The organism is Chromobacterium indicum (genome assembly GCF_039708975.1).
In the GTDB taxonomy this organism is placed as follows: Bacteria; Pseudomonadota; Gammaproteobacteria; order Burkholderiales; family Chromobacteriaceae; genus Chromobacterium; species Chromobacterium piscinae.
Genome location: NZ_JAYFSJ010000008.1, coordinates 103,371 through 118,524, shown reverse-complemented (window position 1 = coordinate 118,524; position 15,154 = coordinate 103,371). Strand labels below are relative to the sequence as shown.

The 15,154-nt window shown below is 67.2% G+C and carries 17 protein-coding genes; 11 read left to right on the top strand and 6 right to left on the bottom strand.

From position 1 onward, the window contains the following. Positions 1 to 20: 20 nt before the first annotated feature. Positions 21 to 1,043 (bottom strand): putative 2-aminoethylphosphonate ABC transporter substrate-binding protein, encoded by a 1,023-nt coding sequence (locus tag VA599_RS12450; protein ID WP_346788808.1) that lies wholly within the window; start codon positions 1,041 to 1,043, stop codon positions 21 to 23. 360 nt (positions 1,044 to 1,403) lie between these two features. On the opposite strand from VA599_RS12450, the gene VA599_RS12445 reads away from it, so the two are divergent. Together VA599_RS12445 and VA599_RS12440 are read left to right on the top strand one after the other, a co-directional pair. After that, the gene (locus VA599_RS12445; protein ID WP_346788806.1) at positions 1,404 to 3,008 is read left to right on the top strand and encodes a diguanylate cyclase domain-containing protein; all 1,605 of its coding nucleotides are present in this window, start codon (positions 1,404 to 1,406) and stop codon (positions 3,006 to 3,008) included. A 113-nt stretch (positions 3,009 to 3,121) separates the two neighbouring features. Then, the gene (locus VA599_RS12440) at positions 3,122 to 4,312 is read left to right on the top strand and encodes an ATP-grasp domain-containing protein (protein ID WP_346788804.1); all 1,191 of its coding nucleotides are present in this window, start codon (positions 3,122 to 3,124) and stop codon (positions 4,310 to 4,312) included. A gap of 27 nt (positions 4,313 to 4,339) precedes the next feature. Here VA599_RS12440 and phnN read toward each other — a convergent pair whose 3' ends face one another. From phnN to phnF, 3 genes are read right to left on the bottom strand one after another with little or no spacing between them, the layout of a single operon-like run. Next, entirely contained in the window at positions 4,340 to 4,894 is a 555-nt protein-coding gene (gene phnN, locus VA599_RS12435; protein WP_031296974.1) for a phosphonate metabolism protein/1,5-bisphosphokinase (PRPP-forming) PhnN, read from the bottom strand. Continuing rightward, positions 4,884 to 5,582: a DUF1045 domain-containing protein gene (locus VA599_RS12430; protein ID WP_346788802.1), complete on the bottom strand. Its 699-nt coding sequence runs from the start codon at positions 5,580 to 5,582 to the stop codon at positions 4,884 to 4,886. Before VA599_RS12430 ends, phnN begins: the two co-directional genes overlap by 11 nt. Continuing rightward, on the bottom strand, positions 5,579 to 6,301 hold the full coding sequence (phnF, locus tag VA599_RS12425) for a phosphonate metabolism transcriptional regulator PhnF (RefSeq protein ID WP_346788801.1): 723 nt from the start codon (positions 6,299 to 6,301) through the stop codon (positions 5,579 to 5,581). Before phnF ends, VA599_RS12430 begins: the two co-directional genes overlap by 4 nt. Positions 6,302 to 6,947: 646 nt before the next feature. Here phnF and phnG point away from each other — a divergent pair. The 8 genes from phnG (at position 6,948) to VA599_RS12385 (ending at position 13,206) form a co-directional block, all read left to right on the top strand. Further along, complete coding sequence (phnG, locus tag VA599_RS12420) at positions 6,948 to 7,382, top strand: phosphonate C-P lyase system protein PhnG (RefSeq protein WP_346788800.1); 435 nt, start codon at positions 6,948 to 6,950, stop codon at positions 7,380 to 7,382. 1 nt (position 7,383) lies between these two features. Further along, complete coding sequence (phnH, locus tag VA599_RS12415) at positions 7,384 to 7,956, top strand: phosphonate C-P lyase system protein PhnH (RefSeq protein WP_346788799.1); 573 nt, start codon at positions 7,384 to 7,386, stop codon at positions 7,954 to 7,956. Beyond that, positions 7,957 to 9,042 (top strand): carbon-phosphorus lyase complex subunit, encoded by a 1,086-nt coding sequence (locus VA599_RS12410; RefSeq protein WP_346788797.1) that lies wholly within the window; start codon positions 7,957 to 7,959, stop codon positions 9,040 to 9,042. It begins immediately after the preceding gene. Continuing rightward, complete coding sequence (locus VA599_RS12405) at positions 9,035 to 9,880, top strand: alpha-D-ribose 1-methylphosphonate 5-phosphate C-P-lyase PhnJ (protein WP_346788795.1); 846 nt, start codon at positions 9,035 to 9,037, stop codon at positions 9,878 to 9,880. The genes VA599_RS12410 and VA599_RS12405 overlap by 8 nt, the downstream gene beginning before the upstream one ends. A 144-nt stretch (positions 9,881 to 10,024) precedes the next feature. After that, positions 10,025 to 10,798, top strand: a complete 774-nt coding sequence (gene phnK, locus VA599_RS12400) for a phosphonate C-P lyase system protein PhnK (protein ID WP_346788793.1) — start codon at positions 10,025 to 10,027, stop codon at positions 10,796 to 10,798. 4 nt (positions 10,799 to 10,802) lie between these two features. After that, positions 10,803 to 11,510, top strand: a complete 708-nt coding sequence (gene phnL / locus VA599_RS12395; RefSeq protein WP_346788792.1) for a phosphonate C-P lyase system protein PhnL — start codon at positions 10,803 to 10,805, stop codon at positions 11,508 to 11,510. Then, complete coding sequence (locus VA599_RS12390; protein WP_346788791.1) at positions 11,507 to 12,643, top strand: alpha-D-ribose 1-methylphosphonate 5-triphosphate diphosphatase; 1,137 nt, start codon at positions 11,507 to 11,509, stop codon at positions 12,641 to 12,643. Before phnL ends, VA599_RS12390 begins: the two co-directional genes overlap by 4 nt. Then, entirely contained in the window at positions 12,643 to 13,206 is a 564-nt protein-coding gene (locus VA599_RS12385; protein ID WP_021476327.1) for a phosphonate degradation HD-domain oxygenase, read from the top strand. The genes VA599_RS12390 and VA599_RS12385 overlap by 1 nt, the downstream gene beginning before the upstream one ends. 14 nt (positions 13,207 to 13,220) lie before the next feature. On the opposite strand, the gene VA599_RS12380 is transcribed toward VA599_RS12385, so the two are convergent. Then, positions 13,221 to 13,892 (bottom strand): DAPG hydrolase family protein, encoded by a 672-nt coding sequence (locus VA599_RS12380; RefSeq protein WP_021476326.1) that lies wholly within the window; start codon positions 13,890 to 13,892, stop codon positions 13,221 to 13,223. A gap of 95 nt (positions 13,893 to 13,987) precedes the next feature. Here VA599_RS12380 and VA599_RS12375 point away from each other — a divergent pair, with 95 nt between their 5' ends. Further along, the gene (locus VA599_RS12375; protein WP_346788789.1) at positions 13,988 to 14,650 is read left to right on the top strand and encodes a TetR/AcrR family transcriptional regulator; all 663 of its coding nucleotides are present in this window, start codon (positions 13,988 to 13,990) and stop codon (positions 14,648 to 14,650) included. Here the strand turns inward: VA599_RS12375 and VA599_RS12370 are convergent. Further along, a complete protein-coding gene (locus VA599_RS12370; protein ID WP_031296096.1) occupies positions 14,647 to 15,144 on the bottom strand; it encodes a P-loop nucleotide/nucleoside kinase family protein in 498 nt (165 codons plus the stop codon). The genes VA599_RS12375 and VA599_RS12370 overlap by 4 nt on opposite strands. Between the last annotated feature and the right edge of the window lie 10 nt (positions 15,145 to 15,154).

Here is a 15,154-nt window from a genome sequence, read left to right as displayed (position 1 = left end):
GGCGGCTGCGGGGCGATCGTTCACTCTTTCGGCGCGGCCTTGCTCTCATAGCGGCGCGACCATTCCTTCAGGATGGCGTCGCGGTTTTTGGCGGCCCAGCCGAAATTGTTCTTGGACAGCCGCTGCGAGTAATCGACCGGAATGAAGGGGTTCTGCCTGGCCACGCCCGGCATCGCCAGCACCGCGTAGTTCTGCTCGTACAGCTTCATCGCCGGCAGGCTCACCGAGAAGTCGGCCAGCTTCCTGGCGGCTTCCAGGTTCTTGGTGCCCTTGACGATGGCGGTGGCTTCCAGATCCCAGCCCAGGCCTTCCTTTGGATAGATCAGGTCGATCGGCGCGCCCTTCTCCTTCAGCTGCGCGCCGCGGTATTCAAACGAGATGCCGATCGGATACTCGCCGGCGGCGGCCATCTTGCAGGGCTTGGAGCCGGAATGAACGTACTGCGCCATATTGGCGTGCAGCTTGTCCATGTAGTCCCAGCCCTTCTTCTCGCCCATGGTCTGCAGCCAGGCGGACACGTCCAAGTAGCCGGTTCCGGACGAAGCCGGATGCGGCATCACGATCTGGCCCTTGTAGACAGGCTTGGTCAAATCGGTCCAGCTTTCCGGCTTGGGCAGATTCTTTTTCGCCGCTTCGACGGTGTTGAAACAGATGGTGGCGGCCCATACGTCCATGCCGGTCCACTTCGGCGGCTTGGCCTTGTCGACGAACTGCGGGCTCAGTTTCTCCACGCCTTTGGGCGCGTAGCTCTGCAGCATGCCCTGCTGGTCCAGGATCATCAGGCTGGTGGCGGCCAGGCCCCACACGACATCAGCCTGGGGATGGTTTTTCTCCGACAGCAGCCGGGCGGTGATCACGCCGGTGGATTCGCGCACCCAGCGGATGTCGATGTCTGGATTGGCCTTCTCGAACGCGTCCTTGTAATCCTTCACCTGGTCCGCTTCCAGCGCGGTGTAGACGGTCAGCGTGGTCTTGGCCTGCGCCAGCGGGGACAGCAGCCCGGATACGGCCAGGGCGGCCGCGACAGCCATCTGCTTTTTCATCGACGATGCTCCTTGGGTTAGACGTATAGACAAATCTATTTACACATCGGACTGATTGAAACAAAACAGCGCAACGATAAGCGCCAGCAATGACAGACTGGTGAACCCGGGATGAAGCTTGTCTTGCCGCGCTAGACCTATGCGGGCGGAAAGCCCCGCGGCTCTTATCTATAGTGAGGACTGGACACAGGCGACGACAGATGAATAAGACCCCGCAAAGCCATACGGCGCAGCAGATTTTCAGCTCTCAGGAAATGGCGCTTCGCTCCGCATCCTCGAGAAGGAGCGATGGTTGACCCTGCGCGAGGAAAGCGGCGGCCTGAGCCCGGACGGAACCCGAGCGAACGGAGCGGAGCAGACATGAGGTCCAAACGCCTGTCGGACAGCATCATCATCCGCCTGCTGGCGCTGTCTCTGGCCATCATGATCTTCGGCGTGCTGTCGCGTTACTACGCGCTGGGCTCCTTTCTGCGGCAGGATCTGGGCCAGGTCGTGTCCGAGCAGCAGCTGGCGCTGGCCGGCTACGTCGCCCACGACATCGACGACAAGATCAGGCAGCGCAAGGCTTTGCTGTCCCGCCTGGCCACCGCGCTGCCGCCCGAGCTGCTGGACCAGCCTGACGCTCTTCGCGCCTGGCTGAAGGAGCGTTACCAGTACCAGCCGCTATTCTCCATCGGCTTGTTCGTGGTGAGGCCGGACGGCCGCGTGATTGCCGATTACCCGGAAGTGCCGCACCGGATGCAGGTCAACTACGGCGACCGCGACTACATCCGGCAATCCCTGCAAGGCCGGTTCTACATCGGCAAGGCGACAACCGGCCGCAGTTCCGGCGTGCCGGTGCTGCCAATGTCGGCGCCGGTGCAGGCAAGCGGCGAAGTGCCGGCGGTGCTGGTCGGCGTCACCGCCATCGCCGCGCCGGGTTTCCTTGATTTGCTGCAGCAATCCCGAATCGGCGATCATCGCGACAGCTTTCTGCTGATTTCCCCGCGCGACCATCAGATCATCACCGCCTCCCAAAGCGAGCTGACGCTGCAGCCGATGCCTGAGCCGGGGCGCGACCCGCTGCACGATCAGGCGATGGCCGGCTATCGCGGCGCGGCGGTGGCGGCCACGCCGCAGGGAGAGGAGGAAGTCCGCGCCATCGTGCAGGTGCCCAGCACCGGCTGGCTGGTGGTGGCCAAGCTGCCCGGCCGGGACGCCTTCGCCACCGTGGCCCGGGTGCAGCACTTCACGCTGCGCCAGGCGCTGATCGCCTTCGTCGTGTTCTCACTGCTGGCCTGCGGCGGCATGTACATCGTGCTGCGCCCGCTGTTCCGCGCCGCCCGCCACGCCGACCGCATGACGCGGGGCGAATTGCCGCTGGAGCCCTTGCCGATACACCGCAAGGACGAAGTCGGCTATCTGATCGCCTCCTTCAACCGCCTGCTGCGCAAGCTGGAAGACAAGCAGACGGAACTGGCCCAGATGGCTCACCACGACTCGCTGACCGGCCTGCCCAACCGTTTGCTGCTGTCCGACCGGCTGCACGTGGCGCTGGCCCAGGCCCAGCGCCGGGAAACCCGGCTGGCGCTGCTGTTCATGGATCTGGACAGTTTCAAGATGATCAACGACACCCTGGGCCACAAAGCAGGCGACAAGGTGCTGTGGCAGGCCGCGCAGCGCCTGTCCGGCACCGTGCGCCAGAGCGACACCCTGGCCCGGATAGGCGGGGATGAATTCGTGCTGCTGCTGAGCGATCTGGACGACAAGGCCGAAGACATCGCCCGCACCGTGGCCGATAAATGCCTGGAAGCCTTCGACACGCCCTTCCTGGTCTCCGGCACCTCCTGCCAGCTGGGCATCTCCATCGGCATCGCCATCGGCGACGGCTACAGCAACCCGGACAGCCTGCTGCAGGCGGCAGACCAGGCGATGTACCGCGTCAAGAAAACCGGCAGCAGCGGCAGCGCCACCATCACCCTTTAACGCCAAAAATCCAAAAAGCATAAAGCACAGACAATCCCAACAAATTCAGCATGTAAGGAATATTTACATTAGAATGCGGCGCATATAACAATCATCGCTTCGCACACTCGCTCATGCCTTCAAGCCCTCGCCGCGGCCCAGCCGGCGACTCCCGTCATGTTCTGATTCTGGGCGCCCGCGCGCCTGCCAGCCTGGAATGGGCGCGCGCCTTCCATGCCGCCGGCTGGCGGGTCACCGTCGCCGACTCGCTGGCTTGGCCGGTCGCCCGCGCCAGCCGCGCCGCGGCCGGCTACGCGCGCCTGCCGGAGCCCCGCGCCCACCCCGCGCGCTGGCTGGAAGCGGTGCGCCGAACCGTGATCGAACTCGGGATTGACCTGGCGCTGCCCACCTGCGAAGAGGCGTTTTATCTGGCCAGCGGCCGCGACGCGCTCCCCTGCCAAGTGATAGTCGAGCGTTTCGAGCTGCTGCATCAGCTGCACCACAAGCATCGCTTCGCCATGATGACCGCCGGCTGGACCGCGCCGGCGCCGGAAACCCGGCTGCTGGAATCGCCGGAGGCCGTGATGTCCATGCGGCGGGCCGCGCCGGCCTGGGTGTTCAAGCCCGCTTACTCCCGCTTCGCCAGCCGCGCGCTGCTGCGTCCGTCCGCCTCCCGCCTGGAGCGCATCCGCCCCACGGCTGCCCAGCCCTGGGTCGCGCAGCGCTACGTACCCGGCCGCGAGCATTGCAGCTACAGCCTGCTGGCGAACGGCAGGCTGACCGCCCACGCCTGCTACCACCCCCGCTATCGGGCGGGCCGAGGCTCGGGCGTCTGGTTCGAACCAACCGACCCTGCGCCCGTCCGCGCCTTTGTCGAGCAGTTCGGCGCCGCCACCGGCTACAGCGGCCAGGTCGGTTTCGACTTCATCGAAACGCCGGACGGCGCCTGCCGCGTGCTGGAATGCAATCCCCGCGCGACCAGCGGCGTCCATCTGTTCGCCGAACAGCCGTTGCTGCTGGTGGACGCCTTGCTCGGAGCGCCGCCGGAGAGCGGAGTTCTCAGCCCTTCAGGCGGTCCCAAGATGCTGGGGCTGGCCATGCTGCTGTTCGCCGCGCCGCGCCATGGGTTGAGCCGCTCGTTCTGGCGCGACTTCTCCGCCGCCGGCGACGTGTTGCTGCGCCCCGGCGACGCGGCCCCGCTGGCGGCTCAATTCGCCGGCCTGCTGGAAATTTCCGCCCGCGCACTGTTGCGCCGGCGCGGACTGCTATCCGCCGCCACTGCCGACATCGAATGGAACGGCCAACCGCGGAACGACGCGGGCTGACGCCTTTCCCGCGCCGGCGGAAAACGGTCAGCCCGCTTTCGCCAGCAAAGCCAGCAAGCGCTCGCCGGCATCCTCCAGGCGGCCGTCGTTCACCAGCTCGACGCAGCCAGGCGGCGGCGCGAAACCGGCGGATTCGCCCAGCCGGCGCGCGATCGCCTCCGCCGACTCCCGTCCGCGGCCGGCCAATCGCGCGGCCAACACCTCGGGGCTGGCGGTGATCCACAGCGGCCTCAGCGTGGCGAAACGCTCGGCGGCGCGCGGCAACATCGCGCGCGAGCCGTTCACCACCACGTCCAGCCCCTGCTCAAGCCACATCGCCGTCTCCACGCCCAGCCCGTAAGCCAGGCCATGCCGCCGCCAAGCCAGCGCGAAACAGCCGCGCCGCTCGCGGGCGTCGAACTCCTCGGCGCTCAGCGCCACGTGGTTTTCGCCGCCGGCATCCGCCGGACGGGTGATGTAGCGATGGGCGAACATCACGCCGGATTCGGCCGGCAGGCGGCCGCGCGCGTAAGCGAGCAGGCTGTCCTTGCCGGCGCCTGACGGGCCGATCACATACCACAGGATTCCAGACTCAACAGTCATGACGCGCCACCACTCCGTCGAAACCGCAGTGGGCCAGATAGCGGAACGGTCCGCCCGGCGTACGCTCGACGAACAGCGCGACGCCCTCGATCCCGGCGGCGGCGGCCAGGCCGGAGAAATGCCGCCTGGCGCCCGTCTCCAGCGCGGCAGCCGTTTGCGATCCGCGCGCCAGGCTGCCGGAAAGCGTCAGGTGGAAACGGAACTGCTCGAACACATAAGGGTAGCCCCAGCGCCGGCACAACTCGTCTTGCCGCAGACTCAGCCCCGGCCTGGACTTGGCCGGGCCGCTCCGGTCCGCCAGCGGCTCCAGCGCCGCCACGCAGACGGCGGCCAGCTCGTCCAGCCGCGGCAGCGGCGCCGCCGGCCGCAGCGCGAGAAAGTCATCCAGCCAGCCCACCTCCAGATTCAGCGCGAACGGCTGGAACGCCGCCGCCAGCCCGGCGGTCCGCCGCAGCAGCGCGTCCTCGTCCAGATCCGGCCGCAAAACGAACGGCGCCTTCAAGGTGGCGTGCCAGCCGTAGCGGGCGGCTTCGCCGGTCAAGCCGGCCAGGCCCTCCGCCCCGATGCCCGGCACCTCAGGCTGAGTCAGGGCGCCGCCGCTCAAGGCATCTCTCCCCAGCCAGCGGCAGCCGGCGCGCCACAGTTCGCTGTCCGGCCTGGGCGCATAATAAATCGCGTAGCGCGTCATTCCTGCTCCATCACCAATTGCACCAGGTCGCCGTTGAAGCAGGTGACGCCGTACTGCACCGGCGCGCCAGCCGCGTCGACGTTCAGCGACTTCACATGCAGCACCGGACGGTTCTTGGGAATGCCCAGATAATCGACCGTCTCCGCGTCCGGCAGCCGGGCTGTGACGCGGGTGAAGCGGCGGGTGTAGTCGGCCACGCCGCACTCGGCCAGCGCGCGCGTCACCGAGCGATGCCGCAGATAGGCTTCCGGCAAGCCTGGGAACCGGGAGGTAGGAAAGAACATGGTCGCGTAATCCACCACCCGTCCCTCTACCTTGCTCAGGGTCTTGATGCGGTACAGCGTGTCGCCCGCGGCCACCTGCAGCAATTCCGCCAGCTCGGCGTTGGCCGGCACGGTGTCGCTGTTCAGGATGTCGATGTCCGAGCTGAGGTTCTGCCGCGCCATGTTCTGCGAGAAGCGCGTGCGCTTGCTGATCGCGTAGTCGATCGCGTTGTCCTGCACGAAAGTGCCGCGCCCCTGCTCCACCCGCAGCAGGCCGCGCTCCACCAGCGTGGCCACCGCGCGGCGTATGGTGTGGCGGTTGACGCCGAAACGGTCCGCCAGCTGCAGCTCGGTGGGCAGCTGCTGGCCCGCCTGCAGGGCGCCGCCGGCGATGTCGGCCGCCAGCGCTTCTTCTATCTGCCGCCACACGGCGACGCCGGAGCCTCTCTCTATCACGCTACCTCCCTGTCTTTATCATGTTCGCAGCCTTGATGGCTTTGAATCCGCTACGCGGATGATGATTTCCATTGCCGGGGCTGCCCGGCGGGCAGGGAGGGGATATTTGCTTGGCCAAATATCCCCTCCACCCCTAAAAGCCACCCTGCAAGCCTGGCCTGCGGCTCCCCGCTGGGGCCCGTCAGGCCCGAGGCGCGGCTGAACTCGCGATTTGCTAACGTCAAATCGCTCAAACAGACAGCCGCTTAAAACCTCGGGCCTGCCACCCTACGGCAGGCTTGAAGGGACTTGGCCGCGCCGAGAACGTGGTGAATGGCCCACCCCCAAAGTCCTAAGAACCTGTTCAAAGTCTCGCGAGCAAGAGCGAGACAAGGCGAAAACGAGCGAAAAAGCGGAATGTACAAGTGGTACATGAGCATTTTGAGCCTGTTTTCAACGCCGTATCGCCGAAGCGCAGCAGACTTTGAACTGGTTCTAACAGTCCTTCCTAAACAGCGTCCCGCACTAAACAGTTCAAAGATCCATCCCCGCCTTGAAAACGTCACAGAAACTTCATCGCCGCGTGCTGTTTGTCCTTCGCTGGCCGCCATTATCATGCATACGTCTATACGTTTATATGAATCTTTCTTGAACCATGAGGCACACGATGGACACCTCCACCCGACAGCGCTGGCTTTCCGCGCTGGCCAACAGCCCGGTCGAACGGCTGCAGGCCCTGCTGCCGCCGGCCCTGCCCGCCGCTCCGCGCTGGCTGCGCCGCGCCGAAACCGGCCTGATGATGCTGCAGGGCCGCAGCGGCGGCGCCGGCTCCCGTTTCAACCTGGGCGAGATCAGCGTCAGCCGCGCCAGTTGCGAGATAGACGGCCATGTCGGCCATGGCTGGGTGCGCGGCGGCGATGGCCGCCACGCCGAGCTGATCGCTCAGGCCGACGCGCTGCTGCAAACCCCTGCCCGCCACGGCGAGCTGATGCTGGCGTGGATTGGGCCGCTGGAAGCCGAATTGGCCGAGCGCCGCGCCGCCCGTTCGCGCGAAGCGGCCGCCAGCAAGGTCGAGTTTTTCACCATGGTGCGAGGAGAATGAAATGCTGACCGCTTTTGCCCATCCGGTGGATGACGCCCAGCAGACCTTCCGCACCGTATTGAGCGCGATGGCCGAGCCCCTGTCGCCGCGCGCGCTGCCGGCTCTGCCGCCGGCGCTGCCCGGCTTGAAAGCTTCCACCGCTGCCCTGCTGTACACCTTGGCCGATCAGGACATAAGCGTCTGGCTGCCGGCGCTGCCGAACGAGACCGTTTCCAGCCTGCGCTTCCACACCGGCATGCGCGTGACCGATCTGCCGGAACAAGCCGACTTCATCGTGATCGCCGCCGGCATGCCTCTGCCGGATCTGATGAGCCTGAAAGCCGGCAGCGCCGAATACCCGGACCGCTCGGCCACGCTGTTGATCGAAGTGGATGGTTTCGGAGCCGAGCAGGTGGAAGGCAGCGGCCCCGGCTTCGCCGCGCCGCGCCGCTTCGGCGCCGCCGGCCTGCCGTCCGGCTTCTGGACCGAGTGGCGGCGCAACCATGCCTGCTTCCCGCTGGGTGTGGACGCCGTGCTGATTACCGACACCCACGTCGCCGGCCTGCCGCGCAGCGCCCGCATCCGGGAGGGTTGAATGTACGTAGCCGTAAAAGGCGGGGAAACCGCCATCGCCCGCTCCTGGGACTTGCTGGCCGCCTCGCGCCGCGGCGACGAAGCCGAGCCGGAGCTCAGCATCGCCCAAATCCGCCAACAAATGCGCCTGGCCGTGGCCCGCGTGATGCAGGAGGGTTCGCTGTACGATGAGGAGCTGGCCGCGCTGGCGCTGAAACAGGCCAGCGGCGACAGCATCGAGGCGGTGTTCCTGCTGCGCGCCTTCCGCACCACGCTGCCGCGCTTTGGCCAGACACTGCCGCTCAACACCGCCGCGATGCGGGTGCGCCGCCGCGTATCCGGCACCTTCAAGGACGTGCCGGGCGGCCAGATTCTCGGCCCCACCGCCGACTACACCCAGCGGCTGCTGGATTTCAGTCTGATGGACGCTACGGACAAGATGGAACTAGAACAGGCCGACGCGCCGCTGCCGGACGCCTTGCCCGGCGTGCTGCAACTGCTGGACCAAGAAGGCCTGATCGAAGCCGACCAGCCGCCGCCTGGCGACCCAGAACCGGTCGACCTGACCCGCGAGCCACTGATGTTTCCGGCCAGCCGGCCGGCGCGGCTGCAGAACCTGGCACGCGGCGACGAAGGCTGGCTATTGGGCCTCGCCTACTCCACCCAGCGCGGCTACGCCGAGAGCCACCCTTTCGCCGGCGAGATCCGCATGGGCGAAGTCAGCGTGATGGTCTGCCCGGAAGAGCTGGGCTTCGAGATCGACATCGGCGAAATCACGCTGACCGAATGCCAGATGATCAACCAGTTCGCCGGCAGCAAGACCGCGCCGCCGCAATTCACCCGCGGCTACGGCCTGAGCTTCGGCGAGGCCGAGCGCAAGGCGATGGCGATGGCGCTGGTGGACCGCAGCCTGCGCGCCGAGGAGCTGGGCGAAGCCGCCCACGCGCCGGCGCAGCAGGCGGAATTCGTGCTGTACCACAGCGACAATGTCGAAGCCTCCGGCTTCGTCCAGCACCTCAAACTGCCGCATTACGTGGACTTCCAGGCCGAGCTGGCGCTGATCCGCCAGTTGCGCGCCGCCGCTGACCAGGAGAAGGCCGATGACTGATTCCCGCCACGACCGCTACAACTTCGGTTTCCTCGACGAGAACACCAAGCGCATGCTGCGCCGCTCGCTACTCAAGGCGGTGGCGATCCCCGGCTGCCAGGTGCCGTTCGGCAGCCGCGAAATGCCGCTGCCCTATGGCTGGGGCACCGGCGGCATCCAGGTGACGGCCAGCGTGATCGGCCGCGACGACGTGCTGAAAGTGATAGACCAGGGCGCCGACGACACCACCAACGCCGTCAACATCCGCCGCTTCTTCGGCCGCGTGGCCGGCGTCGCCACCACCACAGCCACCGCCAAGGCGACGCTGATCCAGACCCGCCACCGCATCCCGGAAACGCCGCTGCAGCCCGGCCAAATCCTGATTTTCCAGGTGCCGGAGCCGGAGCCGCTGCGCACGCTGGAAGCCAGCGAGGTGGAAACGCGCAAGCTGCATGCGCACCAGGAATACGGCCTGATGCACGTCAAGCTGTACGAGGACATCGCCCGCTTCGGCCATATCGCCACCAGCTACGACTACCCGGTGATGGTGAACGATAGGTATCTGGCCTCGCCGTCGCCGATTCCGAAGTTCGACAACCCCAAGCTGAACATGAGCCCGGCCTTGCTGCTGTTCGGCGCCGGCCGCGAAAAGCGGCTGTACGCGATTCCGCCTTACACCCAAGTGGAAAGCCTGGCCTTCGACGACCACCCGTTCGAGGCCCAGACTTGGGAGCAAGGCTGCGCGATTTGCGGCTCGCGCGACAGCTACCTGGACGAAATCGTCACCGACGACGCCGGCAGCCGGCTGTTCGTCTGTTCCGACACCGACTACTGCCAGCGGCAGGAGGCTTCGCGATGAAGCCGGGAAAAACAAGCAGGCCCACGAAACTACACGGAAAAATGACGTCCCCCGCGCACATCCTGCCGCACTGGGCGGGAACCGCGAAGTCACTGGATAACTTTCGTGTTCTTTCGTGGTTTTCGTGGCAAAAGGGGTTTTAACATGAATCAAGCCATCCTCACCGTGAACGGGCTCAACAAGGACTACGGCAACGGCCAGGGCTGCTTCGACGTCGGCTTCGAGCTGTACCCAGGCGAGGTGCTGTGCATCGTCGGCGAATCCGGCTCCGGCAAATCGACGCTGCTGTCCACCCTGGCCGGCCGCCTGGCCGCCGACGCCGGCAGCGTGCGCTTCGCCGACCGCGACGGCGCGGCGCATGAGCTGACCTGCCTGCCGGAGGCCGAGCGCCGCCGGCTGGCGCGCAGCGAGTGGGGCTTCGTCACCCAGCACGCCCGCGACGGCCTGCGCATGGGCGTCTCCGCCGGCGCCAACGTCAGCGAACGGCTGATGGCGCTGGGCCAGCGCCATTACGGCCGGCTGCGGCAGACCGCCGGCGACTGGCTGGAAAAAGTGGAGATAGACCGCGCGCGGCTGGACGACAAGCCGTCTGCCTTCTCCGGCGGCATGCAGCAGCGGCTGCAGATCGCCCGCAATCTGGTGACGCAGCCGCGGCTGGTGTTCATGGACGAACCCACCGGCGGCCTGGACGTGTCGGTGCAGGCGCGCTTCCTGGACCTGACCCGCCGCCTGGTGCGCGACGCCGGCATCGCCGTCATCATGGTGACGCACGATCTGGGCGTGGCGCGGCTGTTGGCGCAGCGCACGCTGGTGATGCAGAAAGGCCGCGTGGTGGAGGCTGGCCTCACCGACCAGATTCTCGACGATCCGCAACATCCGTACAGCCAGCTTCTGGTGTCTTCCATCCTGCAGGCCTGAAATCATGAATCTATTGATAGACGCGCAAAAACTAAGCAAGACCTTCACCCTGCACCAACAGGGCGGACTGCGGCTGCCGGTGCTGACCGAGGTCTCGCTGCAGGCGGCCGCCGGCGAATGCGTGGCGCTGGCCGGCCCGTCCGGCGCCGGCAAGAGCACCTTGCTGAAGGCGCTGTACGCCAATTATCTGGTCGAAAGCGGCCGCATCGGCGTGTTCCACCAGGGCGAGTGGGTGGACATGGCGCGCGCGCTGCCGCATCAGATCGCCGCCGTGCGCCGCCATACGCTGGGCTATGTCAGCCAGTTTTTGCGGGTGATCCCGCGGGTGTCGGCGCTGGACATCGTCGCCGAGCCGCTGCGCGAATGGGGGGCGACCGACGCCGAGGCGCGCCTGGTCGCCGGCGAATGGCTGGCGCGGCTGAACATCGCCGAGCGGCTGTGGAGCCTGCCGCCCGCCACCTTCTCCGGCGGCGAGCAGCAGCGAGTCAACATCGCGCGCGGCATGATCGCGCCGCGGCCGATACTGCTGCTGGACGAGCCGACGGCATCCCTCGACGCCGCCAACCGCGACGTGGTGGTGCAACTGATGCGCGAAGCGCTGGCGCGCGGCGCAGCGCTGATCGGCATCTTCCACGACGCCCCCACCCGCGACGCCATCGCCACCCGCGTGTTCCAGGTTCCCCTGGCGCGACAAACGGAAATCGCAGCATGAAACAGATTCTCAACCACGCCCGCATCGTGCTGGCCGACCACGTGATCGACAACGGCGCGCTGGAGATCGAGAACGGGCTGATCGCCGCGATACACGAACAGCCGCTGCCGACTGGCGAAAACCTGGCCGGCGCGCTGCTGCTGCCCGGACTGGTGGAAATCCACACCGACAATCTGGAAAAACACCTGATGCCGCGCAACGGCGTGCTGTGGCCGATTTTGCCGGCGGTGATCACCCACGACGCCCAATGCGTGGCCGCCGGCATCACCACGGTGCTGGACGCGCTGGCGGTGGGCGATCTGGAAGGCGAAAGCGTGCGGCTGGATACCCTGCACAGTTCCTTCCAGGCGATAGACCAGGGCATGCGCGAGGACGCGCTGCGCGCCGACCACCTGTTCCACCTGCGCTGCGAGCTGGCCTACCCCCAACTGATGGACGAGCTGCTGCCGCTGATCGCCCACTCGGCCGTGAAGCTGGTATCGGTGATGGACCACACGCCAGGCCAGCGCCAGTACCGCGACCTGGAGCAATACAAGAAGTACTACGGCAAGAAGAAGGTGGGCTGGAGCCAAGATACCTTCCTCGCCGCCGTAGAAGAACGCAAGGCCAAGCAGGCCGAGTTCGCCGGCCGCCACAAGCAGGCGGTGGTGGAAATGGCCCGGGCCCGCGGCATCGCGCTGGCCAGCCACGACGACACCGACGAGGCGCACATCGCGGAAGCGCTGCGCGACGGCGTGGCGATATCGGAATTCCCCACCACGCTGGAGGCGGCCGCGGCGGCCAAGCGGCACGGCCTCGCCACCGTGATGGGCGCGCCCAATGTGGTGCGCGGCGGCTCCCACTCCGGCAATGTGGCGGCGCTGGAGCTGGCTCGCCATGGCTTGCTAGACATCCTGTCGTCCGACTACGTGCCGGCCAGCCTGCTGCACGGCGCCTGGCTGCTGCACGCGCAGGCGGGCTGGAGCCTGCCGCGCGCCGTCGCCGCCGTCAGCCTGAATCCGGCGCGCGCGGTAGGCCTCGCCGACCGCGGCGACATCGCCGTCGGCCAGCGCGCCGACCTGGTGGCGATGACGGCGCGCGGCGACGCGCCGTTGGTGCGGAGCGTGTGGAAGCTGGGCGGGAGGGTATTCTGATGTTCGACGCCATCGCCGCGCTGCGGCAGTTGTACCGCGAACACGGCGCGCGCCACTACGGCGAAGCCATCAGCCAGTTCGACCACGCGATCCAGGCCGCCACGCTGGCGCGCGACGCCGGCTGCGGCGACGAACTGACGCTGGCCGCCTTCCTGCACGATGTTGGCCACCTGCTGGAGCACGACGGCGCGGAGGCCATGGGCGACTACGGCGTGATGGCCCATGACAAGCTGGCGCGCGACTGCCTGCTGCAGCTGGGTTTCTCACCTAGACTGGCGCGGCTGGTAGGCATGCACGTCGAAGCCAAACGCTACCTGTGCGCGGTCGACCCGGCGTATCTGGCGGCGCTGTCGCCGGCCAGCGCCGCCACGCTGGGCTACCAGGGCGGGCCGATGCGCGCGGAAGAGGCTGACGCCTTCTCGCGCCAGCCGGACCTGGCCGACATCCTGGCGCTGCGGAAGCTGGACGAGGCGGCCAAGGACGGCGGCTGGAGCCTGGACGCGGCCGACTGGGTGTGGCCGCTGATGGCCGGCCACCTGGCCAAGCAGCGTCCTGGCGCGTAGCCCCTTTTACGCGCTCACCACGCCAACGGCCCCTTCTCGCCGTTGGCGTGCTCGCCGTAGTACAGCGACGGCAGGAAACGCGCCAGGCTGCTGAACTCGTTATAGCAATGCTGCATCAGGCCCAGGCCCAGCTCGTCCGGCACCGGCGAATCGCCGCCCAGCACGAAGCGGCTGCGCAGCACCGCGCCCTGCGGCTTGTCCCGCGCCAGGTGGATCATCTCGCCGTCCAGCGGGTCGCCGTCGGCCGCCAGCCTAGGCTCGTCGCCGAAAGCGATCCGCGCGCACACCAGCCCGGACACCGCCTGCTCGCGCCTCGCCTGCGCCAGCGCGTCGGCCGTGAAGAAATCCGCCGGCTCGTGAAACTTCAGCACCGCCGCCACCGGCGGGAAATCGCCCAGCGACTCCTCCGCCCGCACGCAGGCGCCGACATAGCTCTCGCCCCGCCGCCAATGCTGGTCCCAGCCATGCATCCGGTGATGGTCGTGCGGATGCCACCAGCGGATGTGCTGGGTGGTTTCGAAGAACTTGAACCACCATTCGACCATCCGGCCGGCGCAGCCCGGCAGCTCGGTTCTCACCGCTACCAGCAGCCGGCCGTCGTCCAGCCGGCGGATGCCGGTTTCCAATGGCAACGGGCGCGGCGACAGCAGTTCATCATGGCTGGATATCCGATTCTGAGCATTCACAGTACACTCCTCGCTGTTTGATCGTCTGGACCCCGCGAATGCGCGGCCAATTAAGAAACGATTAACGTTTCCATATTCCAGCAACATGAGAAGCCATGTCAAGTCCACCTGACCTTTCCGCATCCCCGCCGCCTCGGCCGCGCGGCCGCCCCGCCTCCTCGGAACAGATGCTGCGCAGCCAGGTGCTGCGGGCAGCGACCGGGCTGCTGCTTGGCGATGGCTATCGGGCCTTGAGCATAGAGGCGGTGGCCAAGCGCGCCGGCGTGGCCAAAAAGACGGTGTACCGTTTCGCCGACAACCGGGAACAGTTGCTGGCGGCCATCGTCGACGACTGGACCGCCGGACTGGTCTGCGCCGTCGAAACGCCTATGGATCAAGGGAAGGATTTGCCGCAGGCGCTGGAAGCGCTGCTGCTGTCCATCGCCGAACGGGTGCTGTCGGCGGAAGCCGTGGGCATGTTCAAGCTGCTGATCAACGATTTTCCCGGCCGCGAACAGGCGCTGGCGGCGTATACCGGGCACGGCATCCGCCACAGCGCGTCGCTGCTGGCGGACTGGCTGGCCGAACGCCAACGCCGCGGCCTGCTGAAAATGGACGACCCGGCGACCTGCGCCGAACTGCTGCTGGCGATGGCCATCGCCGAACCGCTGCGGCAAATGGCCCTCGGCCTGGCCGCGCCCGGCGTCGACGCGGCCCTGCGCGCCCGCATGCGGGCAGCGGTGCGGCTGTGCTACGAGGGGATGCGGCCGGCAGGCTAGCCGGTGGCGACCACCGCGGCCAAGGCCAGCTCCTCAGCCGTGGCCGGCTCGAACAGAGCCTCCATCGCATCGAACATCGCCGGCGTCACTTCGAAGGAGAAAGTATCGCCGCGCGCGGCATTGCGCTGCGATACGCGCTGGCGGCGGATTTCCGCCGGCGCCGTCACGCAGTGCAGCTTGGCGCTCAAGCCATGCTCATCCGCCAACGCCAGAAAACGGCCGCGGCTGGCGGCCTTCATGAAGCCGAGGTCCAGCACCGCGCGGCCGCCGCCGCGGACGATGGCCAGCGCCGTCAGCCAGATGCGCCGCTCGCAGCGCGCCACCCGTTCCATCACCCAGCCGAAGTCCAGCGGCTGCGGCAGGTCGGGGCCGAACAGCTGGCCCATCCAGTCGTCTATCGCCAGATGCACCGCCTGCTCGGCTTCGGCCAGCTTGCGCGCGTGAGTGGATTTGCCGGCCCCTTGCGGACCAAACACCAGATGCAATTGAGTCACTGGCACTACC

Bases quoted from the DNA above. Each gene is read 5' to 3' on its own strand.
- VA599_RS12450 (WP_346788808.1), bottom strand. From the start codon at position 1,043: ATGAAAAAGCAGATGGCTGTCGCGGCCGCCCTGGCCGTATCCGGGCTG.
- VA599_RS12445 (WP_346788806.1), top strand. From the start codon at position 1,404: ATGAGGTCCAAACGCCTGTCGGACAGCATCATCATCCGCCTGCTGGCG.
- VA599_RS12440 (WP_346788804.1), top strand. From the start codon at position 3,122: ATGCCTTCAAGCCCTCGCCGCGGCCCAGCCGGCGACTCCCGTCATGTT.
- phnN (WP_031296974.1), bottom strand. From the start codon at position 4,894: ATGACTGTTGAGTCTGGAATCCTGTGGTATGTGATCGGCCCGTCAGGC.
- VA599_RS12430 (WP_346788802.1), bottom strand. From the start codon at position 5,582: ATGACGCGCTACGCGATTTATTATGCGCCCAGGCCGGACAGCGAACTG.
- phnG (WP_346788800.1), top strand. From the start codon at position 6,948: ATGGACACCTCCACCCGACAGCGCTGGCTTTCCGCGCTGGCCAACAGC.
- phnH (WP_346788799.1), top strand. From the start codon at position 7,384: ATGCTGACCGCTTTTGCCCATCCGGTGGATGACGCCCAGCAGACCTTC.
- VA599_RS12410 (WP_346788797.1), top strand. From the start codon at position 7,957: ATGTACGTAGCCGTAAAAGGCGGGGAAACCGCCATCGCCCGCTCCTGG.
- VA599_RS12405 (WP_346788795.1), top strand. From the start codon at position 9,035: ATGACTGATTCCCGCCACGACCGCTACAACTTCGGTTTCCTCGACGAG.
- phnK (WP_346788793.1), top strand. From the start codon at position 10,025: ATGAATCAAGCCATCCTCACCGTGAACGGGCTCAACAAGGACTACGGC.
- phnL (WP_346788792.1), top strand. From the start codon at position 10,803: ATGAATCTATTGATAGACGCGCAAAAACTAAGCAAGACCTTCACCCTG.
- VA599_RS12390 (WP_346788791.1), top strand. From the start codon at position 11,507: ATGAAACAGATTCTCAACCACGCCCGCATCGTGCTGGCCGACCACGTG.
- VA599_RS12385 (WP_021476327.1), top strand. From the start codon at position 12,643: ATGTTCGACGCCATCGCCGCGCTGCGGCAGTTGTACCGCGAACACGGC.
- VA599_RS12375 (WP_346788789.1), top strand. From the start codon at position 13,988: ATGTCAAGTCCACCTGACCTTTCCGCATCCCCGCCGCCTCGGCCGCGC.